20 protein-coding genes are annotated in these 23,177 nt (G+C 57.1%); 9 read left to right on the top strand and 11 right to left on the bottom strand.

The window, feature by feature from the left end:
- The first annotated feature begins 95 nt into the window (after positions 1–95).
- The gene (locus tag WG622_RS04085) at positions 96–1,784 is read left to right on the top strand and encodes a chloride channel protein (protein WP_438839020.1); all 1,689 of its coding nucleotides are present in this window, start codon (positions 96–98) and stop codon (positions 1,782–1,784) included.
- On the opposite strand, the gene WG622_RS04080 is transcribed toward WG622_RS04085, so the two are convergent.
- The 5 genes from WG622_RS04080 to cobS form a co-directional block, all read right to left on the bottom strand.
- Entirely contained in the window at positions 1,781–2,941 is a 1,161-nt protein-coding gene (locus WG622_RS04080; protein WP_339402408.1) for an MFS transporter, read from the bottom strand. The genes WG622_RS04085 and WG622_RS04080 overlap by 4 nt on opposite strands.
- Positions 2,942–3,041: 100 nt before the next feature.
- The gene (locus WG622_RS04075) at positions 3,042–3,386 is read right to left on the bottom strand and encodes a DUF427 domain-containing protein (RefSeq protein WP_339402407.1); all 345 of its coding nucleotides are present in this window, start codon (positions 3,384–3,386) and stop codon (positions 3,042–3,044) included.
- Between the two features lie 58 nt (positions 3,387–3,444).
- Positions 3,445–5,241, bottom strand: a complete 1,797-nt coding sequence (locus tag WG622_RS04070) for an aminopeptidase P family protein (RefSeq protein WP_339402406.1) — start codon at positions 5,239–5,241, stop codon at positions 3,445–3,447.
- Positions 5,242–5,331: 90 nt separating this feature from the next.
- Positions 5,332–7,209, bottom strand: coding sequence for a cobaltochelatase subunit CobT (cobT, locus tag WG622_RS04065; protein WP_339402405.1), 1,878 nt, complete (start codon positions 7,207–7,209; stop codon positions 5,332–5,334).
- 49 nt (positions 7,210–7,258) lie between these two features.
- Positions 7,259–8,245, bottom strand: a complete 987-nt coding sequence (gene cobS, locus WG622_RS04060; RefSeq protein ID WP_339402404.1) for a cobaltochelatase subunit CobS — start codon at positions 8,243–8,245, stop codon at positions 7,259–7,261.
- Positions 8,246–8,491: 246 nt separating this feature from the next.
- Between cobS and msrB the strand changes: the two genes are divergently transcribed.
- From msrB to WG622_RS04045, 3 genes are all read left to right on the top strand, one after another.
- The gene (gene msrB, locus WG622_RS04055) at positions 8,492–8,962 is read left to right on the top strand and encodes a peptide-methionine (R)-S-oxide reductase MsrB (protein WP_339402403.1); all 471 of its coding nucleotides are present in this window, start codon (positions 8,492–8,494) and stop codon (positions 8,960–8,962) included.
- A 161-nt stretch (positions 8,963–9,123) separates the two neighbouring features.
- Complete coding sequence (locus tag WG622_RS04050) at positions 9,124–10,656, top strand: cryptochrome/photolyase family protein (protein WP_339402402.1); 1,533 nt, start codon at positions 9,124–9,126, stop codon at positions 10,654–10,656.
- Positions 10,595–10,795 carry a DUF2256 domain-containing protein gene (locus WG622_RS04045; RefSeq protein ID WP_339402401.1) on the top strand — a complete coding sequence of 67 codons (201 nt, stop codon included), beginning with the start codon at positions 10,595–10,597 and terminating at the stop codon, positions 10,793–10,795. The genes WG622_RS04050 and WG622_RS04045 overlap by 62 nt, the downstream gene beginning before the upstream one ends.
- A gap of 38 nt (positions 10,796–10,833) precedes the next feature.
- On the opposite strand, the gene WG622_RS04040 is transcribed toward WG622_RS04045, so the two are convergent.
- The gene (locus tag WG622_RS04040) at positions 10,834–11,451 is read right to left on the bottom strand and encodes a J domain-containing protein (RefSeq protein WP_339402400.1); all 618 of its coding nucleotides are present in this window, start codon (positions 11,449–11,451) and stop codon (positions 10,834–10,836) included.
- Between the two features lie 74 nt (positions 11,452–11,525).
- On the opposite strand from WG622_RS04040, the gene WG622_RS04035 reads away from it, so the two are divergent.
- Positions 11,526–11,783: a BolA family protein gene (locus WG622_RS04035; RefSeq protein ID WP_339402398.1), complete on the top strand. Its 258-nt coding sequence runs from the start codon at positions 11,526–11,528 to the stop codon at positions 11,781–11,783.
- Here WG622_RS04035 and WG622_RS04030 read toward each other — a convergent pair.
- Together WG622_RS04030 and gatB are read right to left on the bottom strand one after the other, a co-directional pair.
- Positions 11,780–12,454 carry a DUF4177 domain-containing protein gene (locus WG622_RS04030; protein ID WP_339402397.1) on the bottom strand — a complete coding sequence of 225 codons (675 nt, stop codon included), beginning with the start codon at positions 12,452–12,454 and terminating at the stop codon, positions 11,780–11,782. The genes WG622_RS04035 and WG622_RS04030 overlap by 4 nt on opposite strands.
- Before the next feature lie 122 nt (positions 12,455–12,576).
- A complete protein-coding gene (gatB, locus tag WG622_RS04025) occupies positions 12,577–14,088 on the bottom strand; it encodes an Asp-tRNA(Asn)/Glu-tRNA(Gln) amidotransferase subunit GatB (protein ID WP_339402396.1) in 1,512 nt (503 codons plus the stop codon).
- Positions 14,089–14,221: 133 nt separating this feature from the next.
- On the opposite strand from gatB, the gene WG622_RS04020 reads away from it, so the two are divergent.
- Entirely contained in the window at positions 14,222–14,773 is a 552-nt protein-coding gene (locus WG622_RS04020; RefSeq protein ID WP_339402395.1) for a GNAT family N-acetyltransferase, read from the top strand.
- Here WG622_RS04020 and WG622_RS04015 read toward each other — a convergent pair.
- The 3 genes from WG622_RS04015 to pepN form a co-directional block, all read right to left on the bottom strand.
- Positions 14,754–16,046, bottom strand: coding sequence for a hypothetical protein (locus WG622_RS04015; RefSeq protein WP_339402394.1), 1,293 nt, complete (start codon positions 16,044–16,046; stop codon positions 14,754–14,756). The two genes, WG622_RS04020 and WG622_RS04015, sit on opposite strands and share 20 nt — an antisense overlap.
- A 195-nt stretch (positions 16,047–16,241) precedes the next feature.
- A complete protein-coding gene (locus tag WG622_RS04010; RefSeq protein WP_339402393.1) occupies positions 16,242–16,664 on the bottom strand; it encodes a hypothetical protein in 423 nt (140 codons plus the stop codon).
- Complete coding sequence (gene pepN, locus WG622_RS04005; protein WP_339402392.1) at positions 16,665–19,220, bottom strand: aminopeptidase N; 2,556 nt, start codon at positions 19,218–19,220, stop codon at positions 16,665–16,667.
- A gap of 215 nt (positions 19,221–19,435) precedes the next feature.
- Between pepN and WG622_RS04000 the strand changes: the two genes are divergently transcribed.
- The 3 genes from WG622_RS04000 to WG622_RS03990 are packed head-to-tail and all read left to right on the top strand — an operon-like array spanning position 19,436 to position 23,140.
- Positions 19,436–21,577 (top strand): malate synthase G, encoded by a 2,142-nt coding sequence (locus WG622_RS04000; RefSeq protein ID WP_339402391.1) that lies wholly within the window; start codon positions 19,436–19,438, stop codon positions 21,575–21,577.
- Between the two features lie 48 nt (positions 21,578–21,625).
- Positions 21,626–22,666, top strand: a complete 1,041-nt coding sequence (locus WG622_RS03995; protein WP_339402390.1) for an agmatine deiminase family protein — start codon at positions 21,626–21,628, stop codon at positions 22,664–22,666.
- A 45-nt stretch (positions 22,667–22,711) separates the two neighbouring features.
- The gene (locus WG622_RS03990) at positions 22,712–23,140 is read left to right on the top strand and encodes a GlcG/HbpS family heme-binding protein (RefSeq protein ID WP_339402389.1); all 429 of its coding nucleotides are present in this window, start codon (positions 22,712–22,714) and stop codon (positions 23,138–23,140) included.
- Positions 23,141–23,177 lie beyond the last annotated feature (37 nt).

Genomic DNA, 23,177 nt, shown 5'->3' with positions numbered 1-23,177 from the left:
TGTTTCGCAACAGTTGTTAATTTCTGAGGCCTCAGGGCTTTCAACACCCGCTGGTCAGGCGTAAAGCTGGAGTGGATGAACTGGCCCTAGGCACCATGCCCAACCCGATTGGATCCTTCATAGCCGACTCTTTGCGCCATGCCGGGCGCAGCTGTCATGGTGGCTGGAAAGTCCTGCTTAAACGCGGGCCGAACCAGATCCAGTTCTGGCTGATTGCGTTGATGATCGGGATTGCCTCGGGCTTTGCGGCCTTGTTTTTCCGCAAAGGCATCGAGGCGCTTCAGGCGTTTCTCTATGGCACGGATGATGTGTCTCAGCTGAGAACATTTGCAGAGTCCCTGCCGTGTTATTGGGTGCTCATCATTCCGATCATTGGCGGGTTGATTGTCGGCATCATTCTGGATCGCATGACGCCTGATGCGCGCGCGCAGGGGCCTGCGGATGTGATTGAAGGCGCGGCCCTGCACGAAGGTCGCGTGAATATCAAATCGGGCATCGCGTCCGCTCTTTCCTCTTTCATCACGCTCAGCTCGGGCGGATCGACAGGCCGAGAGGGCCCCGTCGTGCATATGGCCGCGGTGATTTCCAGTTGGGTGAGCAACCGCATCAAAGCCGATGGGATTACGGGGCGAGATCTGTTGGGCTGCGCCGTGGCGGCTGCGGTTTCGGCCAGCTTTAACGCCCCAATCGCGGGCGCTCTTTTCGCGCTCGAAGTTGTCTTGCGCCATTTCGCAGTGCACGCCTTTGCGCCCATTGTCATCGCGTCGGCGGCAGGTACCGTCATCAACCGCCTCGAATTCGGAGACGTCACCGAGTTCATGCTGCCAATGGAATCCACGCTAGCTTTCTATCAGGAACTTCCGGCCTTTCTGATCCTCGGCGCGGTCTGCGGGATTGTGGCCGTGTCGCTGATGTGGACGATCTTTTGGGCTGATGACATGTCCACCCATGTCGTGGATCAGTTCAAAATCAAACGCTGGATGCGCCCGATGATTTCGGGGGCTCTTTTGGGCCTTATGGCGATCTGGTTCCCGCATATCATCGGGGTAGGATATGAGACGACGTCAGATGCCCTAACAGGGCAGCTCTTGCTGCATGAGGCGATAGTGTTTGTGATCCTCAAGATCATAGCCGTCGCGATCACCTTAGCAGGCCGCATGGGCGGAGGAGTGTTCTCTCCTGCGCTGATGTTGGGCGCGCTGACCGGCCTGGCCTTTGGGCTGATCGCAACGCCGATCTTTCCGGATTTCTCGGGCTCAATCACGCTCTATGCCTTGGCTGGTATGGGAGGCGTCGCCGCCGCCGTCCTTGGTGCGCCGATTTCGACAACGCTGATCGTCTTTGAACTCACCGGAGACTGGCAGACCGGCGTGGCTGTGATGGTGACGGTCTCGATCTCAACCGCTTTGGGGTCGCGTCTTGTGGATGGGTCTTACTTCCTGACGCAGCTTGAGAGGCGCAATATCCACGTGGCCAAAGGGCCTCAGGCCTATCTTTTGGCGATGTTTAATGTGACGCGCGTGATGAAGCCGATTGATCCCGAACGCGGCGCTACCGAAGAGGCCTGTTGGCAGAAGATTGAGCAGGACATCTATCTAGGGGCAGGGGCGACGCTGGAACAGGCGATGCCGATTTTTGACGCCACTAATATCGCCTTTATACCTGTCGTGCGTCTAAAGGGTGGCGGCGAAGCGCCGGAACTCCTTGGCGCGCTTCACCAAGTGGATGCTCTTAAGGCCTATAACCGCGCGCTGGCCGCGACGGCTGCGGAAGAGCATTCCTAGGGGTGTCGCCTTAACCGTTTCGCGATGGCATGCGCGGTGAACCCACCTGCAAAGATCAGCGCCAGGAACAGAGGGATCGCGCCTGTTCCCATGAGGCTTAGCAAAAACAACAAGATCGGCGTGCCTGACATAGTGCCAAGGTTGCCCATCTGTGCGATGCCACCCATGGCAAGGGCTTGATCTTGCGGGTCTTTGTTCAACTCTGGCACCAGCGCAAAGCCTGCCGATTGCAAAAGCCCCATGACCACAAAAATCGCCACGGCCAGTTCGGTCGAGACGCCAAAGACCGCCATCCAAAGCGCTGCGGCAATGCCGCCTGCAAAACCGATCTGCGCCACAGTGACCGCCGATAGAAACCGCATCAGCGTTGCGGCGAGCGTGAAGGACGAGAGAATGCTGACAATCGGCAGCATGGTTGCGAGGGCAAGCCGGTGCTCTGCAGGAAAATGAGGCGGCAGGACCGTTAGCAAAGCTAGATATGTCAGCGTGTAGAACAGCCAGCCAAGTGCGGCAGGCGACTGATACGGCGATCTATAGACGCGAATGTGCCGCGCGATCACGTCATTCAACGTTGGAAGCGGCGCGCGTTCCAGCCCAAGACGCGGTAGGCACACAAACGAGAGACCCGCGAGCACGAGCATATAGACACCGTGACCCGCGAAAAGGGCAGGCGGCCCGGCTAACTCTAGCGCAAAAGGCGCGGCAGAGGCGCATAGGGCATATCCAACCCCGAAAAAACTGCTCCAGAGGGTCATCGACAGGTAGCGCTTGTTCGGGGCGGTCACTTGGGTCACCAACGTCGGCGCGGCGACGACGATTGCGAGATGGGCGAGGCCTTCGATCATCCGACTTGCAAGAAACAGCGGCAAGGACGGCAAAAACGCCTGCACAAAGGACATGGCCGCGCCCAAGAGCATGCCCGCGATCAGCATTTTGCGGTATCCCAGCGAGGACACGATCTGCCCGACAAAGATGCCAAAGATCACGCCCAGAAATCCGATAACAGACATGATCAGCCCTTGCGTCACCACAGAGGCCGGATAAAGCGCTTGAATTTCAGGAAAAATCGTTGCGATTTTGGCGAATTGTCCCGCTGCTCCAAGGCCGGCCGCATAAAGCAGGAAAATCAACCCAAGGGATGTTTTTTGCTGGGACATGGGGAAAACTCACAAACGATAGACGAAGAGTTAAACCACTAGAGCGGACAAAAGAAAAGGCGCACGAGGCGCCCTTTACATGATGATTTGTGATGCTGACTTACAGCTGTTCGACCGTCAGCTCGTCGCTTGTGTAGAAGGCCAGATGGTCCTTGATGCGAGCAACGTCCTCTTTGGGATCCTCATAGCTCCAGACCGCATCGGCCAGAGTCTTGCTCTTGGTTACAATCGAGAAATACCGCGCGTCGCCCTTATGCGGGCAATGGGAGGTCTTGTCGCTTTCATCCAGAAACGCCATCGCAATGTCTTCGCGCGGGAAGTAGATCACGGAAGGGTAGTCGCCCTCGGTCAGCTCCAGCGCATTTGAGGATTCACCCAAAACAGCGCCACCAGCGCGCACGGTCCAGTTGCCGGGTGCTTTGCGGATCGTAATGTAAGGTGTCATGGGCCTCTCCTCAAAAACAGTCGTGGCCGTCAAAACAGCCAATTGTAACGCAAGTATGTCAGATGCGGGCCGTGGCCTTCCGCAGCCAGTCCTTGGTGCTTGCATCAACAAGGGGGATCAAAGTGCGGTAACAGGCGTCATGGTAGCTGTTCAGCCAGTCCCGTTCAGATGAGGACAACATATCGGCGTTGACGAGGCTCAGGTCAATAGGGACGTAGGGAAGAGTCTTGAAACAAAGCATTTGACGGTGCGTATCGCCGTCTTCCAGTGCCTCGGCCTCTTGAACCACTAAGAGGTTTTCGATGCGGATGCCATAGGCGCCTTCTTTGTAATACCCCGGCTCGTTTGAGACGATCATACCGGGTTCGAGCGCCACATGCCCCTTGGTCGAAAGGCTTTGAGGCCCTTCATGCACGCTCAGATAGCTGCCGACGCCGTGGCCCAAACCGTGATCGAAATCAAGCCCCGCCGACCAGAGCGGCACCCGCGCGATGGATTGAATGTCACGCCCGGCATAGCCCTTGGGAAAACGCAGCTCGGAAACAGCAATCATGCCCTTTAGAACTAACGTAAAGGCGCGCTTTTCTTCGTCGCCGGCGTCTCCGATGGCGAGTGTGCGGGTGATGTCGGTGGTGCCGTCCTGATATTGTCCGCCGCTGTCCAGAACCAGCAACTCGCCGGGATTAAGCGTGCGGTTGGTTTCATGGGTCACGCGATAGTGGATCACGGCCCCGTTGCTGCCCGCGCCCGCGATGGTGTCAAAGCTCACATCCCGAAGCATATTGGTCGCGCCGCGCCGGGCCTCGAGTTCGGTGACGACGTCGATTTCCGTGATGCCCTTGTTGGCGTTTTCATCAAACCATGCGAGGAAATTCGCAACCGCCGCGCCGTCGCGCAGATGGGCGGCCTCGGCACCCGCGATCTCGGCTGCGTTTTTGCAGGCTTTGGGCAGGGCGCATGGGTCAGCGCCAAAGATAACAGGGATGTTTGCCGAGGTCAGCGCCGCGGCGATGGCGGTGGGTACTGAGTTTTTCTCTAGCAACACAGGGCCAGCGAGCGATTGCAAGGCCGGTAGAAGATCCTCTTCGGGGCGTAGCGCGACCCCTTTGCCAAGGTGATCAAGGACTTCGGTGAATTTCTCGGGGTTGGCGATCAGGTCGCAGGATCCGTCGGCGTGCAGGATCACAAATCCATGCACAACCGGGTTGTGGGCGATGTCCTCGCCGCGGATATTCAACAGCCAGCAGAGGCTGTCGGGCAGGGTGATGACTGCGGAACGCGCGCCTTTAGCGGCGATGGACTTACCCAGACGAGCACGTTTATCAGCGTTGCTTTCGCCCGCATATTCAATCGGTTGCGCGAAGGCCTTCGCGTTGGGTTTGTCCGGTTGATCGGCCCAAATTTCATCCACCAGATTGGGGCTTGGGGTGAGTGTGATCTCTGTCCCTGTCAGGTCCACCTGAAGCTGGTCGATTTGCCCAACTGTATGTAGCCAAGGATCAAAAGCGATCTTGCCCGCGCTCATGTTCTCTTTTAGCCAGCTCGCCAGGCCAACCTCTGGCCAATGCACGATGGTGAACTCTTCAGCGCATTGCTGGCGACCCTGCACGCGATAGCGGCCGTCCACAAAAAGTCCTGCGCGGTCCTTCAGTGCAACGCAGAAGCCAGCAGAGCCCGTGAACCCCGTCAGCCAAGAAAGCCGCTCATCGCGCGGCGCGACATATTCGCCCTGATGCACATCCGCGCGTGGCACAAGGAAGCCGTCCACGCCGACACGCTCCAATTCAGCGCGCAGTTTCGCAAGGCGTGGTGGCCCTTGTTCGGGGGAACTGCTGGCATCAAAACTCTGAAACATTGGGTGCTCCAAATAGGGATCAACAGGCGCAGCATAGGCGGCGCGGCGGGCTCGGAACAGAGCAAAAACGAGGGCGTGAACTCCGCCGCTTTATCCCGCGCGGCGCATGCCCATCACGCGCGCCCGGGCACGCGGATCGCTGTCAAAGAGGGCTGCCAGTTGCTCGGTCATCGCACCTGCCAGTTGTTCGACATCGGTGATGGTGACGGCACGCTCGTAGTAACGTGTCACGTCATGGCCGATACCAATCGCGAGCAATTCCACCTGGCGGCGTTTCTCTACCATGGCGATCACATCACGCAGGTGTTTTTCCAAGTAATTCGCGGGGTTAACCGACAAAGTTGAGTCATCGACCGGCGCACCGTCGGAAATCACCATGAGGATTTTGCGCGCCTCGGGACGGCTCACCATGCGACGGTGCGCCCATTCCAGCGCCTCGCCGTCGATGTTTTCCTTGAGCAGGCCTTCCTTCATCATCAGACCCAAATTGGGCCGTGTCCGACGCCAGGGCGCATCGGCGGATTTATAGATGATATGGCGCAAGTCATTCAGACGACCCGGCTGTTGTGGACGTCCATCAGCCAGCCATTTCTCGCGGCTCTGACCGCCTTTCCACGCGCGGGTGGTAAAGCCAAGGATCTCGACCTTGACGTTGCAACGTTCCAGCGTACGCGCCAGAACATCGGCGCAGATCGCAGCGATAGAGATCGGACGGCCACGCATAGAGCCCGAGTTATCCAGCAAGAGCGTCACGACGGTATCGCGGAATTCGGTGTCTTTTTCGACCTTGAAAGACAGAGGCGTCGTCGGATTGGCCACAACCCGCGCCAGACGGCCAGCGTCCAGAATGCCTTCTTCCAGATCAAACAGCCACGAGCGGTTCTGTTGCGCCTGAAGGCGGCGTTGCAGCTTGTTGGCCAGACGGCTTACCGCGCCCTTCAGCGGCTCTAGCTGTTGGTCCAGATAGGCGCGCAGGCGTTCCAGTTCCGCGACTTCGGCCAGATCTTCGGCGCGGATCTCTTCGTCATATTCGGTCTCAAAGACCTGATAATCCGGATCCGCATCAGAAATCGGCTGCGGGGCAGGTGGTTCCAGCGGAGCCTCGCCGTCCGGCATCTCGTTTTCTTCTGCCATCTCGTCATCGGACATATCGTCCATGGTGACTTGGGCCTGCTGGCTATCTTGTTGATCTTCCTGCGAAGATTCAGGATTTGCATCCATTTCCTCTTCGTCGGACTGGTCATCGCCTGTGCTATCTGGATCGGGCTCTTCGTCAGGCTGTTCTTCGGCCTCGGTGTCGTCCTCATCATCCAACTCATCGGGATCGTCGCCGAGTTGATCCCCATAGCCCAGATCATCAATCATTTGCCGCGCGAATTTCGCGAAAGCGGTCTGGTCGTGCAAAAGGTCTGAGAGATCGCCCAGCGTTTCGCCGGCGTTCTGTTCAATGAAAGGCTTCCACAGCTCCATCACATTCTGCGCGGGCGCTGGCAGGTCGCGGCCCGTGGCCAGATGGCGGATCAGATAGCCCGCAGCCGCCGACAAAGGCGCATCCGCAGGCTGGGTGACATTCTCATAGCCGCGAATACGGGCCTCAGACGCGATCTTGGCGTCGATATTGCCCGCCGAGCCCGGCATATCCCGCGCGCCCATGGCTTCGCAGCGCGCGGTCTCCATCGCTTGGTAAAGCTCACGCGCCATGCCTTCGGTTGGGGCATAACGGGCATGGGTGTTGGCATCGTGATAGCGGCGGTTGAACGCCAGAGCGTCCGCTGTACCACGCGCCATGAGAACCTCTTCGCGGCTCATGCGGCGGCTGACCTGCGGCAGGCGCATCGCGTCGCCCGAGACGCCCGAGGGGTCTACGGTATAGGTGACCGAGAGCTCTGGGTCATGGGCAAGCGTTTTGGTGGCCTCAGCAAGGGCTTTCTTAAACGGATCTGCTGGGTTGTCAGATGGTTTTGACATTGCCACTCGTAATCCTTTGGAATGCCTAGCTTAATGCCGGGCGATGACTTTAGCCGAGGCTCATGCTCGCCGCAGATTCCGGCAGTTCTCCGTCAAACAGACGCTGATAGAACTCGGCCACTGTCTGGCGTTCCAGTTCGTCGCATTTGTTGAGGAAGGTCAGACGGAAGGCATAGCCCACATCGCGGAAAATCTCCGAGTTCTGCGCCCAGTTGATCACGGTCCGCGGGGACATCACGGTGGAGAGGTCTCCGTTCATGAAGGCCGTACGCGTCAGATCCGCGACAGTCACCATCTGTTTGATGGTCTTGCGGCCTGCTTCGGTGTTGTAATGCGGCGCTTTGGACAGAACGATGTTGGTTTCTGCGTCAATCGACAGATAGTTTAGCGTGCTGACCAGCGACCAGCGGTCCATCTGCGCTTGGTTGATCTGTTGGGTGCCGTGATAAAGTCCAGTGGTGTCGCCCAGACCGACGGTGTTTGCGGTCGCAAACAGGCGGAAATGCGGGTGAGGGCGCAGGATTTTGTTTTGGTCCAGCAGGGTCAGGGCTCCGTCGTGTTCCAGAACACGTTGGATTACAAACATCACATCCGCGCGGCCCGCGTCATATTCATCAAAGACAATCGCAACCGGATTGCGCAGCGCCCATGGCAGGATGCCTTCGTGGAATTCGGTGACCTGCTTGCCGTCTTTCAGCTTAATCGCGTCCTTACCGATGAGGTCGATCCGGCTGATGTGGCTGTCGAGGTTCACGCGCACCGCAGGCCAGTTCAGGCGCGCTGCGACTTGTTCGATATGGGTGGATTTACCCGTGCCGTGATAGCCCTGGATCATCACACGCCGGTTGTGGGAAAAGCCTGCCAGGATCGCCAGCGTGGTGTCTGGGTCGAATTTGTAGGTGCTGTCCAGCTCTGGCACACGGTCAGAGCCATCTGCAAAGCCTTTGACCGTCATATCACTGTCGATGCCAAATACGTCGCGCACCGAGATATCTTCGGTTGGTTTTGCGTCGATGTCAGTCATGCCGTCGGCCATGGGTCTCGTCCTTCTGTCGCAGTGAAAATTCGCTGCCAATACATTCCGCATCGCAACATATCGCTCGCGGGCGCAAGGGAAAGGGCAAAAGCGACCGTTAGGGCAAAAACCCCGCGGAAAATGAGCGATTGTACACATCGGTGGCGTGGATTGTTGCAGCCTGTCACGGGTTTTTGACCAAGTGTTGGTTTGAAAATGCGGCGGGGCGTGGTGAACTTGCGCAACCGTAAAGGAAAGGGGACGCCTATGAACCGTCGTGATGCACTGTTGGGGACCACCGCTTTTGCCCTGTTTGGAAGCCTCTCGGGCACCGGCGCGATCGCTGCAGAGTTTGAGATCACCCGCAGCGAGGCCGAATGGCGCGCGATGCTGACGCCGCTGCAGTATAAGGTGATGCGTCAGGAAGGGACGGAACGGGCCGGGAGCTCTCCGCTGGACAAGAATTACTCGGACGGGACCTATCATTGCCGGGGCTGTGACCTGGCGATTTATTCGTCCAAGCACAAGTATGACAGTGGTACCGGCTGGCCGAGCTTTTACAAATCGTTGCGCAATGCTGTTGGCACAAAACCTGACCGCAAGCTGTTGCGCCTGCGTACCGAGGTGCATTGCCGCCGTTGTGGCAGCCACTTGGGGCATATCTTTGATGATGGGCCAAAGCCAACCGGCAAACGCCATTGCCTGAACGGTGTGTCGCTGGTTTTCAAAGCCGCGTAGCGTCCGATTTCTTTGAAAGAAATCGCCGACGGAAACTTTTAAAGTTTCCGATTACAACTTTTTGAATGCCCCGAGACTGGTGTCTCGGGGCTGTGTTCTTTCAAGCTTTGCTGATCCATACCGCGGAACCCGCCGTAGACTCTTGAAAAGGGGCGGGTGACATGAAGCTAATTTTGATACTAGGTGATCAGCTCAGCTTGAATATACCAAGTCTCCAGCTGGCTTCAGATGACGACGTTATTTTGATGTGTGAAGTGCGCAGCGAAGCGACCTATGTCAAACACCACAAGAAAAAGATCGCCTTTGTGTTTTCGGCAATGCGTCATTTCGCAGAAAGCCTGCGGCAAAGCGGGCACATTGTTCGCTATACAAAATACACCGATCCTGAAAATGCAGGCAGCCTATATGACGAGGTGGCCCGCGCCATCGCGGATCTGCGTGCCACCGAAGTGATTGTCACAGAGCCCGGAGAATACCGGCTGCTTGCAGAGATGCAGGGTTGGGCGGAAAGGCTTGGCGTTCAGGTTCAGATCCTGGAGGACACCCGATTTCTTGCGTCCCATCAAGAGTTTAAGGATTGGGCGCAGGGGCGAAAACAGATACGGATGGAGTATTTCTACCGCGAAATGCGGCGGAAATACTCTGTGCTGGTGGATCATGGCGGACCCATAGGGGGCGCGTGGAATTATGACAGCGAGAACCGGAGCCCTCCGAAAGAGGGGCTGCAGGTGCCTGCGCCTTTTCAGGACAGGTTGGATCCGGTCACGACTGAGGTGCTCACGCTTGTCGCCGAAAAATTTCCGAGCCATTTCGGCGATTTAGAGCCGTTTCCCTACGCGGTCACACAGGCGGCGGCCCTGGAAGCGTTGCGCCAGTTCGTTAGAGAAAGGCTCGCCCTCTTTGGCACCTATCAGGATGCGATGGTCGAAGGAGAGCCGTGGATGTTTCACAGTCATATCGCGCTCTATCTGAATGTGGGGTTGCTTGAGCCCCTCGAATGCATCCGCGCAGCGGAGCAGGCCTATCATGATGGGCACGCGCCTTTGAACGCCGTCGAAGGGTTTATCCGCCAAATCCTTGGCTGGCGGGAATATGTGCGCGGGATCTATTGGCTCAAGATGCCTGCCTATAAAGAAGAAAATTATTTCGGCGCATCGCGGGCCTTGCCTGATTTCTATTGGGACGGCGTCACCCAGATGAACTGCCTGAGGCAATGTGTGTTGGAAACCAAGCAAAATGCCTATGCCCACCACATTCAACGATTGATGGTGCTTGGCAATTTTGCCCTGCTCGCGGGGATCGATCCGCAAGAGGTCAATGAATGGTACCTCCTCGTTTACGCGGATGCCTACGAGTGGGTCGAACTGCCGAATGTGCATGGCATGGTTTTATTTGCAGATGGCGGTGTTCTGGGGTCCAAACCCTATGCGGCCAGCGGCGCCTATATCAAGAAAATGTCCAATTATTGCGAGTCTTGTTCCTACAAGGTTAGCGCGAAAAACGGCGCCAAAGCCTGTCCGTTCAACTACCTTTACTGGGATTTCATGACGAGAAATGATGGCAAACTACGGGGCAATCCGCGGCTTGGGTTCGTCTATAAAACGCTGGATCGCATGTCTGACGAAAAGCGAAATGCCGTGTCAGCCGACGCCGCGCGTTTCTTTACGGCTCTGGAAAACCATGAAAAAGTCTGAGCTGCCTCAGAAAACCTGCCCGGTTTGCAAGCGGCCGTTTCTATGGCGCAAGAAATGGAAGAAAGACTGGGACAACGTGCGCTATTGTTCAGAGAAATGCCGGCGTCAGCGCTCTTCGCACATCGGGGACGACGAATGACCATGGCGCAGTAGATGCGCACGCATGGGCATCTGACGTCACTTAAAGCTCGCGCTGTCCTTGACCTGATCCCAGGCCCAGACGACTTCTTGCAACTGCTCTTCCTGGCTGCGGTCGCCCCCATTCATGTCCGGGTGCAGAACCTTGATCAGCTTCTTATAGGCCTTGCGGATGTCGGCCTTTGACCATGTGGCCTCGGCTTCTAGGATATCAATTGCGCGCTGCTCGGTGGGTGGCAGGCGACGCCCGGTCGAACGACCAGGGTTTTGCGTGGCATTACCGCCCAGAACCTGATGTGGGTCTTCGATGCCCAGACGGGCCCAGGCGCGGGTCTCGGGATCGGTGAATTTCTTGGTTTCCCGCTCCCAGACCTTGTCCTTGGATTTCTGCGCGTTGGTTTCCGCCTCGGTCTTGCCGTCAAAGAAGCTCCACTTGGCGTTATACTCGCGCACGTGGTCTTTACAGAACCAGCGGTACTCATCCAGCACATCCGGTGCTTTGGGTGCGCGATACTGCCCTGCTTCTTCGCAATCAGGGTGTTCGCAAACCCGTGTCGAGGTTTCAGACGCGCCAGACATCCCCCGCCGCCCACGCGGGTTCTTTTTCTTGGCAGAAGAGACGGACATATCGAATCCGAAGGGATCTGATTTTGACATGGAACATACCTATTCGACTCGGGTTCGAGAGTTTAAAGTAAACCGCGCTATATTGAAGGGGGCAGGCCAAAAAAATGTTGGTAAAAGACGAAATTCATGAGCGGTTGTCTGCCGCCTTTGCGCCCAGAGAGCTGACGGTTGTGGATGACAGCGAAAGCCACCGTGGCCATGCGGGCTATCAAGAGGGCGGGCAGAGCCATTTTAACGTCAGGATGCGCGCGCAAGCCTTTGAAACTATGAACAGAGTCGCGCGCCATCGGGCCGTACACAAAGCGCTGGGGGCAGAGCTGGTGGGGCGCATTCACGCCCTGGCTTTGGACTTGGACAGCTAGGCCTTTTTGCCTTCTTGCGTCTGAGATGCGCGACTGCGCAGCGCTGCGGGCAGAGCATTCGCCTTTGCAGTCTTCGCAGGCTTCACGCGGTCTTTTGTGTAGAGCGCCTGAGACTCAGGTTGCGGCGGCTCCACAGGGCGCGGATCCGGAAAGCTCTCGGTTTCAACAGCCGCCAGTTTCTTCGGAGCTGCTGGGGTAGGGTCTTCCGTGGGGGCTGGATCTGCGACCACCGGTTTGTTCATAGGAACAACGGTTTGCGCGTCATCACGAGCGGCGATTGGCTCGGCCGCGATTTCGGGTAATTCAGGTTCTGTCACCTCAGCGGTGGTCGGTTCAACGACCGGCGGCGCGGCGACAGGCTTGGGTTTTTCGACCTCGCGCAGCGTTGCTTCCAGAGAGCTTTTAGGCTCTTGTGCGATCTCGCGACGAAACACCAAAACGCTGCGCTCGGTGGTGGTGCGGCGCGTGAGCCCAGTGCGTTCCGTGTTGGGCAATGTTTCGCTGCGCAGGAATTCCCAGCCGAGCTGAGCCATTTCGTTCATGCTCTCTTGCACCGCGAGGGCAAACTTATCCTCAGGCTTGCGGACCCCGCGCGCCTTGCGTCCTTTTTCCGGTGCTGGAATGACTTTGTATTCGTAAACCATAAAACTCTGCCCAATTGCCGAAAACATAGCATTTCTTGACTTAAATGTCTTTTAGAAAGGGCGCCACGGGGAATTTGCCGCAGGAATTCCCGACCTGCCTGCGGCTTTTGGTTGTGCGATTTTGAGCGAAATAACCCAGAGGTGGCGATTTAGCCGTTGAGTTTCTGAGCCACCAACTGGTTGACCGCCTTCGGATTGGCCTTGCCGCCGGTGGCTTTCATCACCTGACCAACAAACCAGCCCGCGAGCTTTGGATTGACCTTGGCTTTTTCGACCTGCTCTGGGTTGGCGGCGATGATCTCGTCCAGTGCGGCTTCAATCGCGCCGGTGTCAGTCACCTGCTTCATGCCGCGTTCTTCGACGATCTTCGCAGGGTCACCGCCTTCGGTGTAGACGATCTCAAAGAGGTCCTTGGCGATCTTGCCGGAAATCGCGTCCGAGCTGATCAGGTCGATGATACCGCCCAATTGCTCTGGTGAAATCGGGCTTTCGGTGATGCCCTTGTCGTCCTTTTTCAAACGGCCAAAGAGTTCGTTGATCACCCAGTTTGCAGACAGCTTGCCGTTGCGACCATCGGCGACGGCCTCAAAGTAGGCGGCGTTCTCGGCCTCTGCGGTCAGAACTGACGCGTCATATTCAGACAGGCCGAAGTCATTGACAAATCGAGATTTTTTCTCGTCCGGCAGCTCGGGTAGGGACTTCGCGATGTCATCGACCCAGCCTTGTTCGATCTCCAGAGGTAGCAGATCTGGATCCGGGAAGTAGCGATAATCATGCGCTTCTTCCTTGGAACGCATGGAACGTGTTTCGTTCTTGTCCGGATCATACAGGCGGGTTTCCTGATCGACGGTACCACCGGCCTCAACAATCGCGATCTGGCGCTTGGCTTCATAGTCAATCGCCGCCTGGATGAAGCGCATGGAGTTCATGTTCTTGATCTCACAGCGTGTACCCAGGTGACTGAAATCCTGTGTCTCCATGTATTTCTCATACTGGCCCGGACGGCAGACAGAGACGTTCACATCCGCGCGCAGGTTGCCGTTTTGCATGTTGCCATCGCAGGTGCCCAGATAGCGCAGCAGCTGGCGCAGTTTGGTGACATAGGCTGCGGCTTCTTCGGGGCCACGAATGTCAGGGCGGGAAACGATCTCCATCAAAGCAACGCCGGTACGGTTGTAATCCACGAAAGACATGTTTGGATCCATGTCATGCACGGATTTGCCCGCGTCTTGCTCTAGGTGGATGCGTTCGATGCGGACCTTGCGCGCAATGCCCGGCTCCATATCGACGATGATTTCGCCTTCGCCCACGATGGGGTGATAGAGCTGGGAAATCTGATACCCTTGCGGCAGGTCAGGGTAGAAATAGTTCTTGCGGTCAAAGGCCGATTTCAGGTTGATTTCTGCCTTCAGGCCCAGACCGGTGCGCACCGCCTGCTCAACACAGAACTCGTTGATAACAGGCAACATTCCAGGCATCGCCGCGTCGACAAAAGACACGTTGGCGTTCGGCTCTGCGCCAAACTGCGTGGAGGCCCCAGAGAAGAGTTTCGCGTTCGAGCTCACCTGCGCATGGACTTCCATCCCGATCACGAGTTCCCAGTCGTATTTCGCGCCAGCGATGACTTTGGGTTTCGGGGTTTCATATGTCAGGTCCAGCATCGGCTGAGGCTCCATAAAACTTGTGCTAGACGGCGTTCTAGGACAGGGCGCGGGCAGGGGCAAGAGGGGTTGCGGAACATGGGCCTTTTGGGCAAGCTCGGCGGTCTGATTTTGCCCGAATATGAGGCCGACAATGATTGAAACCGACCGTCTGATCCTGCGCCCGTTTGAACCACGCGATTTAGACGCCTATGCCGCGATGAATGCGGATCCTCAGGTGATGCGATTTTACCCGATGACCTATTCGCGGGAAAAGTCGGCGGACTCCATGGCGAAGTGTCAGGAGAGCTGGGAGACGCAAGGCTATGGGTTCTCGGCGGTGACAGATAAAGAGGGCGCGTTTCTTGGGCTGTGTGGTCTATCGCTCTTTAGTGCAGAGTCGCCATTTTCGCCGCAAGTCGAGATTGGGTGGCGGTTTGTGCCAACGGCTTGGGGCAAGGGCTATGCCAGCGAAGCCGCCAAGGGCTGGTTGAAATTCGGTTTTGAAGAGAAAGGTTTAGATCAGATCGTGTCTTTCACAGCAGTGCCCAATGTACCCTCTGCCAAGGTCATGAAGCGTATCGGCATGACGCGCCATGAGGCTTGGGATTTCGACATGCCGTTCCTGCCCAAAGAGCATTGGCTCGCGGCCCATATCACCTATCGTATGCAGCGCGAGGACTATTTTAAGGGTGAATCTCGGTGATGCCTTCAGGGCCGATGTGGATCGTCAGACCTTGCTCAATCATCTTGCGAAACGGCTGAGCCACCGCGTTCAGCGCCAGATCGGTACCTTTGCGTGCCAGGCGTTCCAAAGAAATTGAACGATTGCGGTTGTCAAAGCCGTATTCTGCATGGCCCCAAATCAGCGGATGCACTTCGCGCAGATGTTTGTGGATGATATCCTCAAACCCTTTGCGCAGCACTGTCGCTTGCGCGCCAGAGGTGCCGCCTTCCATGTAATTCTGACGGCTCGCCTGCCATGCGCAATAAACCTGCGCGGCCATGAGGTTTGCGGTGTTCTGATCAGTTTGGCGCTCTAGAATGTCAAAGACGCCGTCCAAGAAATAGTCTGCGTCCATGTGGGCCAGACATTCCGGATCACTGAGGATTGCGTCAAACCAAACCCAAGCATAGCCACCGGCGCCCCAAAGATCGTAAGTGCGGGCGGAGGTTCGACGCGCCTCGAGGTCGAGCTTTTCATAGCCTCCATACCATTGTGGCAAGAGATAATTGCCCAAAGCACGCATATGGCGCGGGTTTTGGGGATCCAGATCGATGAGATCTTCGAAATCGTCGGATACGCAGTCACCCGGATGATCCTGCGCTGGTAAAAGCGCGCAGCGTGCGGCACTCAGGGCAGGGGAATCCATTTCATGAGCGCAGAAGGCGTCCATGATTTCTTCAGCCCGATGGAAATGCGCCTTAAAAGCCTCGCGGTTTTCATGCGGTAGGGTCGCCAGAGCACCATGGCCACGCCATGCCCAACCAATGTCGATATGCATATGGGCAACTGTCAGGGCGAGCGCATAGTCATTTGGGTGCTCGCTGAGCATCAGTTCCATATCTTCGATGCCGGCAACGAAGTTCGCGTCTTTCTCTGGTGTCCCATGCAACAGCGCGTGCTCAGCAGCCGCAACGACATCGGCGCGGCCTCCGAAAAGTAAAAGTTCAGCAATAGACGTACCTGAAGCGCTTTTCGCGCGGGCGCGATCGGCCTCTTGGATGCGGGTGGACAGATCCTCCCACCGTTCCTGACGGGCCAGAAACTGGCCTTCTTCGCGGAACTTCGCGTCATCGCATTTGCGCACTGATGCGTTGTTTACAGGAATTTTCACGCCTTCCGCGACATTCTGATCAGTATAAACCGTCGGCAGAAACGCCAAAGGCGCGTCTTCACGCGGCTTGGTGAACTTGCGAACGACAGCGCGCAAGACTTCTGGCATTTGCGGCATGAGCGTATGGCGGGTTTTCAACATTCAGTTGCTCCTGTGAGTTGAGAGCAAAGTCACCTGAAAATCGGGCCGAAAAGGGGCAAAGCCGCGGAAGTTCGCGGGCCATTGCGTGAGAGAATGGTGGTATTGGTTAGGCGAAGCGTCGCAATTACAGGTTGCGCGAGGTATTGTTCTTTCGCCCCGAACAATACTGCCCGTCAGGGGCGAGACCGCTTGATCCTAAAACACCGTAAAGGCGTGCCGCTCTGTCCTGACGTCCCGCGCTTGCAACGCGGCTTCCAGCTCTTTGTGGGGCGGCATGGCATCATAAGGCATGCGTAATTTGCGTCCATCATTCAGCACAACGCTCACGCGGACAGACATATCCATACGCCCGTCCAACCGGATTTTCTCGATTTCATGCAGGGGGATCGTGACCTCTTGGCTGCGGTTTTTCCAGAACAGCTGGGAGTCGTTCAGCTCTAGCCGCGCCGTGGCGTTGACAAAGACGTCGATGGCGGCGGGCAGGGTGATCATCGCGACGATCACGATGATCCACCAGACGGTGCCGATATAATCGAGGCCAATCAGGATAAAGACCATCGCCACCAGAGCGGCGATGGATTTCGGTGTGCGCCCTTGGCTTTCGTAGCTGTAATCCATTTATCCCAGAATCCGCGTGATCATTTCCGAAGTATCTCGGCTGAGCCCCTCTTTCGCAAGGATCCGTTCGAGCTGAGCCTTGATCAGCGCCTGACGGTCTGGGTCATAGTTTTTCCATGTCTGGAAGGCGGAACACATGCGCGCGGTGGTCTGGGGGTTCAGATCATCCAATTTGATCAGCCAATCGGTGAGCACCTTATATCCCGCGCCTGATTTATGGTGAAAGCCTGCGTGATTGCCCGCCAAAGCCCCCAACGTCGCGCGGAAGCGGTTGGGGTTCTTCATGTCGAAATCTGGGTGCTGGGTGAGGGCGGTCGCGACCTTGGCCGCGTCATCAGGGCCTGCCAAGGCCACTTGCAGTGAGAACCATTTGTCGATGACCAGACGGTCTTCTTTCCATTGATCATAGAACGCGGTGATGGCGTCTGTGCCTTTGCCCGCTGTCACCAGCTGGCTGAGCGCTGCGAGCTTTTGGGTCATATTGTCGGCGGCCTCGAATTGCGATTGGGCCAAAGTGCCTCCGTCCAGCTTGGTGATCAAAGACAAGACGCTATTGGCCAACGCGCGTTTTCCAGAGCCTTCCGCATCCGGTACAAATGGCCCGTCGATCTGGTTGTCCTCATAGATCGGACGCAAGAGGTCTTTGAGGGCATCTGCCTTCGCCTGTTTGAACGCCTTAGAGGCCGCGTGGATCTTGTCTGGATCAGGCGTCACGCCCTTCGCAGCCAAAGTGCGTGCGAGATCGGACTCGCCAGGTTGGGCCTGCAGATAGGCCCGATAGGCGGGGTCCAGAGTGTCATCGGCAAATACTTTGCGCAGGCTGTCGAGGTAAAGCGCGCTTGGGGCGGCGTCATTCTCGATCATGTCCAAAAGGGCGTCGCGCGCCAGATCTCGGCCCGCTTCCCAGCGGTTAAAGCTGTCGGTGTCATGGGCAAAGAGGAAGGCCCGGCGGGTGTTGTCGATGTCTTGCTCTAGGATCACAGGGGCCGAGAAGCCGCGCAGGATCGATGGGACGGGACGGACCGAGAGCCCTTTGGCCTGATAGGTCTGGGTTGCCTCGGTCATCTCAAAGATCTCGGTGGCTTGGATCTCTTCTCCTTCTGGGCTGAGGAGGCCAATGGCGATTGGGATGACCTTTGGGTCTTTGACGTCTTGGCCCGGAGTAGGGGCCGTGGATTGCGTGAATGTCAGAGAGAAAGTGCCGCTTTCCGCGTCCCAGTCTTCGCTAACCGAGACCTTCGGCGTACCCGACTGGCTGTACCAGAGCTTGAACTGGGTCAGATCGCGTCCGGTGGCGTCCTCAAACACCTTCAGCCAGTCCTCAATCGTGGCCGCGTCGCCGTCGTGGCGTTCGAAATAGAGATCGAGCGCATTGGCATAGGCGTCATCTCCCACAAGCGTCTTGAGCATGCCAATAACCTCGGCGCCTTTCTCATAGACGGTGGCAGTATAGAAATTGTTGATCTCTTGGAATTCCTCGGGGCGCACCGGATGGCTGAGCGGGCCTTGGTCCTCAGGGAACTGCCGCGCACGCAGGGCAAGCACGTTCTCAATCCGCGCCACATCGCCAGACCGCATGTCCGCGGTGAACTGTTGGTCGCGATAGACGGTGAGGCCTTCTTTCAGGCACAGCTGGAACCAATCGCGGCAGGTGATGCGGTTGCCGGTCCAATTGTGGAAATATTCATGAGCGATAATCGCTTCGATGCGTTTAAAATTTGCGTCGGTAGAGGTTTCAGGCGAGGCCAGAACCGCAGAGCTGTTGAAGATGTTCAGCCCCTTGTTCTCCATCGCGCCCATGTTGAAGTCATCGACCGCGACGATGTTAAAGATATCGAGGTCATATTCGCGGCCATAGACGTCCTCGTCCCATTTCATCGAATCCTTCAACGCCTGCATGCCGAAGGCGCATTTGTGCTCATCCCAGGGGCGCACCCAGATGTTGAGCTCGACGTCTTTGCCGGATTGCGTGGTGAAGCTGCCCGGATGGTTGATTAGATCCCCCGCAACCAAAGCAAAGAGATAGGCGGGTTTCTTCCATGGGTCGGACCATTCGGCAAAGCCTTCGCCTTTCGCACCGGGATTGCCATTGGACAGAAGGATCGGCTCTTCTCCTTCGATGCGCACATCAAAGGTGGCCATCACGTCGGGGCGATCTGGATAATATGTGATCTTGCGAAAGCCTTCCGCCTCACATTGCGTGCAATACATGCCGTTTGACATATAGAGTCCCTCAAGCGCCGTGTTGGTCGACGGAGAGATCTCGACCTCGGCCTCCCAGATAAAGGCGCGCGCGGGTCCGTCGGCCTCTAGACCTCCGTCCACATGGCGGACCGTGACGTCTTGGCCGTCGATCTTGGCCGAGATCAGCGTCAGGTCTTCGCCGTGCAGGAAGAAGCGATTGTCGGTGGCCTCGGGGTTCGGGCGAAAGGCGATCTTCGACAGAACACGGGTCTTAGTGGGGTGCAGTTTGAACGTAAGCTCGACGCTGTCGATCAGATAGCCAAAGGGGGTGTAATCCTTGAGGTAGATCGTCTGAGGGGCCGCATCGCGCATCATCGCACTCCGTAAATTGTGGTGAGATAGATGTATCCTGTCAGACGGGGGCTGCAAGGCTTTCTGCTGCTGCCTTCTTCAGCGCCGAAACAGTTTCTTGGAAATTTTGGTAAAATAATTTTACCAAAATGGTTGATGGTGTTCGGAAATCAGACTAGGTAGATGGAAAATCGGACCGAATTTCGGGCCCAAAGACGCATTTGGAGGGACACGCCATGCCACGTATCAACAAAAACGGCCTGCAGGTTGCTGCGGAATATGTTGATTTCATTGAGAATGAGGCGCTTCCTGGGTCTGGCGTGACGGCTGACGCCTTTTGGGCGGGCCTTAGCGCACTGGTGCATGACTTTGGTCCCGAAAATCGCGCGCTTTTGCACAAGCGTGAGGACATTCAGTCGAAAATTGACGCGTGGCACATGTCCAACAAGGGTCAGGCTTTTGATTTCGATGCCTACAAAGCCTTCCTCGAAGAGATCGGTTATCTGTTGCCGGAAGGCGAAGACTTTCAAATCGACACCGCCAATGTGGACCCCGAGATCGCTTGGGTGCCAGGGCCGCAGCTCGTGGTGCCGATCACCAATGCCCGCTATGCGCTGAACGCGGCGAATGCCCGTTGGGGGTCCTTGTATGATGCGCTCTATGGCACGGATGCGATGGGCTCGACGCCTTCGGCGGGTGGCTATGACGCGGCGCGCGGGGGCGAGGTTGTTGCTTTTGCCAAAGCGCATCTGGATGAGGCCGTGCCTTTGAAAGATGCCAAATGGGCCGATGTCACCGGCTTTGATTTCCAGGACGGCCAGTTTGTTGTGCGTCTCGGCGACACCATCGCCAATCTGGAAAGGGTGCAGCAGTTTGTCGGTATCACTGAGGACCTGACAGAGCTTTTGTTTGTCAAAAACGGCCTGCATATCCGTGTCATCATCAACCCAAGCCACCCGATTGGCAAAGACGATCCTGCGGGCATTGCCGATGTGATTGTCGAGGCCGCTATGTCTGCGATCATGGACTGTGAGGACTCGGTGGCTTGTGTGGATGCCGAGGATAAGGTGCTCGCCTATCGCAACTGGCTGGGCCTCATGAAGGGCGATCTGCAAGAGAGCTTTGAGAAAGGCGGTAAGACGGTCACGCGGAAACTGAACGACGATGTGACCTTCAAAACCCCTGCGGGCAAAGAACGTGTCCTGAAGGGCCGCGCGCTTTTGTGGATCCGCAATGTCGGCCATTTGATGAGCAACCCGACGATCCTCGACAAAGACGGCAATGAGATCATGGAAGGCCTGATGGACGCCATGACTACGGTTCTGGTGTCGAAACACGATCTGGCGCGTGAAAGCGGCAACTCGGTGCATGGCTCCGTCTATATCGTAAAGCCCAAGATGCACGGTCCTGAAGAGGTGGCTTTCACCAACCGCATCTTTAACCACGTCGAAGAGGCGCTGGGCCTGCCTGCCAATACCGTCAAGATCGGTATTATGGATGAAGAGCGTCGCACATCGCTGAACCTTAAGGAATGTATCCGCGCCGCAAAATCCCGCGTGGCCTTTATCAACACAGGCTTCCTGGATCGGACCGGCGATGAGATCCACACCTCGATGGAGGCAGGGGCCTTCCTGCGCAAGGATGACATCAAGAAAGAAGGCTGGATCGCCGCCTATGAGGCTCTGAACGTGGATATCGGTCTTGAATGCGGCCTGCAGGGTAAGGCGCAGATCGGCAAGGGCATGTGGGCCATGCCGGATATGATGGAAGCGATGCTCGATCAAAAGATCGGCCACCCTCAGTCCGGTGCGACTTGTGCCTGGGTGCCAAGTCCGACAGCCGCGACACTCCATGCGCTGCATTACCATAAGGTCGACGTCATGAGCGTTCAAAACGGGCTTAAGGAGGGCGGTCGCCGCGCTGCACGTGAGGACATCATGCAGATCCCTCTGGCCGCGGGCGCGAATTGGTCGCCTGAGGAAATCGCCAATGAGGTCGACAACAATTGTCAGGGCATCCTTGGCTATGTCGTGCGCTGGGTGGATCAGGGGGTTGGCTGTTCCAAAGTGCCTGACATCAACGACATCGGCCTGATGGAAGACCGCGCGACCTGCCGGATCTCGGCGCAGCATCTGGCGAATTGGATCCACAATGGCGTTGTGTCTGAGGCCGAGGTCATGGCGTCCATGCAAAAGATGGCTGCCGTCGTGGATGGCCAGAACGCAGGCGACCCGCTTTATGCGCCAATGGCGCCTAGCTTTGCTGGCATTGCCTTCCAAGCCGCCTGTGATCTGGTCTTCAAAGGCCGTGTGCAGCCGTCAGGCTATACCGAGCCTGTCCTGCATGCCCGTCGACTCGAGCTGAAAGCTACGGCATAAAGGGGCATATTGGATCTCGGAGGCCTTATGCGCTCACGTCGAGACTTTATGAAATTGACAGCCGGGGGGCTTGCGCTGACTGGAACCCATGCACTCGCGACCCAAGGCGTCTATGTGCCGCCCGAAGAGGGGCCACATGAGCTGACCTTTATGCAATGGCCCAACAGTCGTGCGGTCTATGATGATCGCTGGTGGCTGGCAGATGTGCAGAGCACCATCGCGCGGATTGCCAATGCGATTGCCGGTTTTGAGCCTGTGGTGATGTTGGCCGATAAAAGCCAGCACCGCGCGGCGCGTAAACTGTTGTCAGATCAGGTAGAGCTCTGGGATATCCCGACCGAAGACCTTTGGGTGCGGGACTCGGGCCCTCTGACGGCCTTTCGCGGTAATCAACGTGTTGTCAGCCATATTCAGTTCAACGGCTGGGGCGGCAAACAACGGGATCGACATGATGCGCGAGTGGCGGAGCGAGTGGCCGATGCGCTGGGCTTTGATCTGGTGCCTTCTGGGATTGTCGGCGAATGCGGCGGTGTGGAACATGACGGTCACGGGCTGCTCATGGCGCATGAAAGCTCTTGGGTGAACCGCAACCGCAATCCGGGCCTGTCGCGCCAAGAGATCGAAAATGGGTTGCTGGATGCCTATGGCGCAGACCGCATGATCTGGTCCGAGGGTGTCTATGGAGAGGACATCACCGATTATCATATCGACAGCCTTGCGCGATTCACCGGCGCTGGGCGCGTGCTTGTGAATATGCCGCAAGAGGTTGATCCGGCGGATCCTTTTCATCTTGCGGCTGAAGAAACGCTCGCAGCGATCCGCTCAGCAGGCCTTAAGGTTGACGTCATCCCCGAGCCCATTCGCCGTCGGGTTGAAGCACTGGACTTTGTGGCCTCTTACGCCAATTACTATGCATGCAACGGTGCGGTGATCATGGCGCAATTCGGAGATAGGGCGGCCGACAAAGAGGCCGCAGTGGCCATGGCACGGCACTATCCGGGGCGCGAGATTGTCGCTCTGAATGTGGATGCGCTCGGAGAAATCGGAGGCGGCATTCACTGCGCCACACAACAGCTGCCAGCGGTTTAACCGTTGGTTTATGAAATCGAGTAAGACTGGACCTAGGGGGCTCAAATGGCTGAAATCTCATTGCGCAAGGCGCGCACGATCATTCGTAAATCCTTGGAAAAAGGCCGCGAGATGGAGCTTAAGCCTCTGTCCGTCGTCGTGCTGGACGCGGGCGGCCATGTGATCGCCTTTGAAAAAGAAGACGGCGCTGCACCGGGGCGTTTTGCAATTGCGCATGGCAAGGCCTTTGGCGCGGTTATGTTGGGGATGTCCGGTTCCGCTCAGATGGCGCGGGCTGAGCAGCAGGCCTATTTCATGGCCGCTGTAAATGGCGTCTATGGTGGTCAGGTTGTGCCTGTGCCAGGTGGCATTCTGGTGCGCGACAAAAAGGGCAGCGTGATTGGCGCGGTCGGCGTGACCGGCGATACATCGGACAATGATGCCGAGGCTGGATTGGCGGGTATCGCGTCAGCGGGCCTCACCGGCGAAGGCTAACGCCCAAAAGCGCGCCATTTGGCTTCTGTGTGCTGAT

Origin of the sequence: Cognatishimia coralii (assembly GCF_037478305.1) — a bacterium.
Taxonomy (GTDB): domain Bacteria; phylum Pseudomonadota; class Alphaproteobacteria; order Rhodobacterales; family Rhodobacteraceae; genus Cognatishimia; species Cognatishimia coralii.
Note: the sequence above shows the minus strand (reverse complement) of the source record. Positions and strands in the feature narration are given on the sequence as shown.

Excerpts from the sequence above, each read along its gene's own strand:
- WG622_RS04010 (WP_339402393.1), bottom strand. The coding sequence starts at position 16,664 with ATGGATTACAGCTACGAAAGCCAAGGGCGCACACCGAAATCCATCGCC.
- msrB (WP_339402403.1), top strand. The coding sequence starts at position 8,492 with ATGAACCGTCGTGATGCACTGTTGGGGACCACCGCTTTTGCCCTGTTT.
- WG622_RS04045 (WP_339402401.1), top strand. The coding sequence starts at position 10,595 with ATGCCGTGTCAGCCGACGCCGCGCGTTTCTTTACGGCTCTGGAAAACC.
- WG622_RS04040 (WP_339402400.1), bottom strand. The coding sequence starts at position 11,451 with ATGTCAAAATCAGATCCCTTCGGATTCGATATGTCCGTCTCTTCTGCC.
- WG622_RS03990 (WP_339402389.1), top strand. The coding sequence starts at position 22,712 with ATGGCTGAAATCTCATTGCGCAAGGCGCGCACGATCATTCGTAAATCC.
- WG622_RS04085 (WP_438839020.1), top strand. The coding sequence starts at position 96 with ATGCCCAACCCGATTGGATCCTTCATAGCCGACTCTTTGCGCCATGCC.
- WG622_RS04035 (WP_339402398.1), top strand. The coding sequence starts at position 11,526 with ATGTTGGTAAAAGACGAAATTCATGAGCGGTTGTCTGCCGCCTTTGCG.
- WG622_RS04020 (WP_339402395.1), top strand. The coding sequence starts at position 14,222 with ATGATTGAAACCGACCGTCTGATCCTGCGCCCGTTTGAACCACGCGAT.
- cobS (WP_339402404.1), bottom strand. The coding sequence starts at position 8,245 with ATGGCCGACGGCATGACTGACATCGACGCAAAACCAACCGAAGATATC.
- WG622_RS04030 (WP_339402397.1), bottom strand. The coding sequence starts at position 12,454 with ATGTTTTCGGCAATTGGGCAGAGTTTTATGGTTTACGAATACAAAGTC.
- WG622_RS04080 (WP_339402408.1), bottom strand. The coding sequence starts at position 2,941 with ATGTCCCAGCAAAAAACATCCCTTGGGTTGATTTTCCTGCTTTATGCG.
- WG622_RS04000 (WP_339402391.1), top strand. The coding sequence starts at position 19,436 with ATGCCACGTATCAACAAAAACGGCCTGCAGGTTGCTGCGGAATATGTT.
- cobT (WP_339402405.1), bottom strand. The coding sequence starts at position 7,209 with ATGTCAAAACCATCTGACAACCCAGCAGATCCGTTTAAGAAAGCCCTT.
- WG622_RS04050 (WP_339402402.1), top strand. The coding sequence starts at position 9,124 with ATGAAGCTAATTTTGATACTAGGTGATCAGCTCAGCTTGAATATACCA.
- WG622_RS04015 (WP_339402394.1), bottom strand. The coding sequence starts at position 16,046 with ATGTTGAAAACCCGCCATACGCTCATGCCGCAAATGCCAGAAGTCTTG.
- WG622_RS04070 (WP_339402406.1), bottom strand. The coding sequence starts at position 5,241 with ATGTTTCAGAGTTTTGATGCCAGCAGTTCCCCCGAACAAGGGCCACCA.
- WG622_RS04075 (WP_339402407.1), bottom strand. The coding sequence starts at position 3,386 with ATGACACCTTACATTACGATCCGCAAAGCACCCGGCAACTGGACCGTG.
- gatB (WP_339402396.1), bottom strand. The coding sequence starts at position 14,088 with ATGCTGGACCTGACATATGAAACCCCGAAACCCAAAGTCATCGCTGGC.
- pepN (WP_339402392.1), bottom strand. The coding sequence starts at position 19,220 with ATGCGCGATGCGGCCCCTCAGACGATCTACCTCAAGGATTACACCCCC.
- WG622_RS03995 (WP_339402390.1), top strand. The coding sequence starts at position 21,626 with ATGAAATTGACAGCCGGGGGGCTTGCGCTGACTGGAACCCATGCACTC.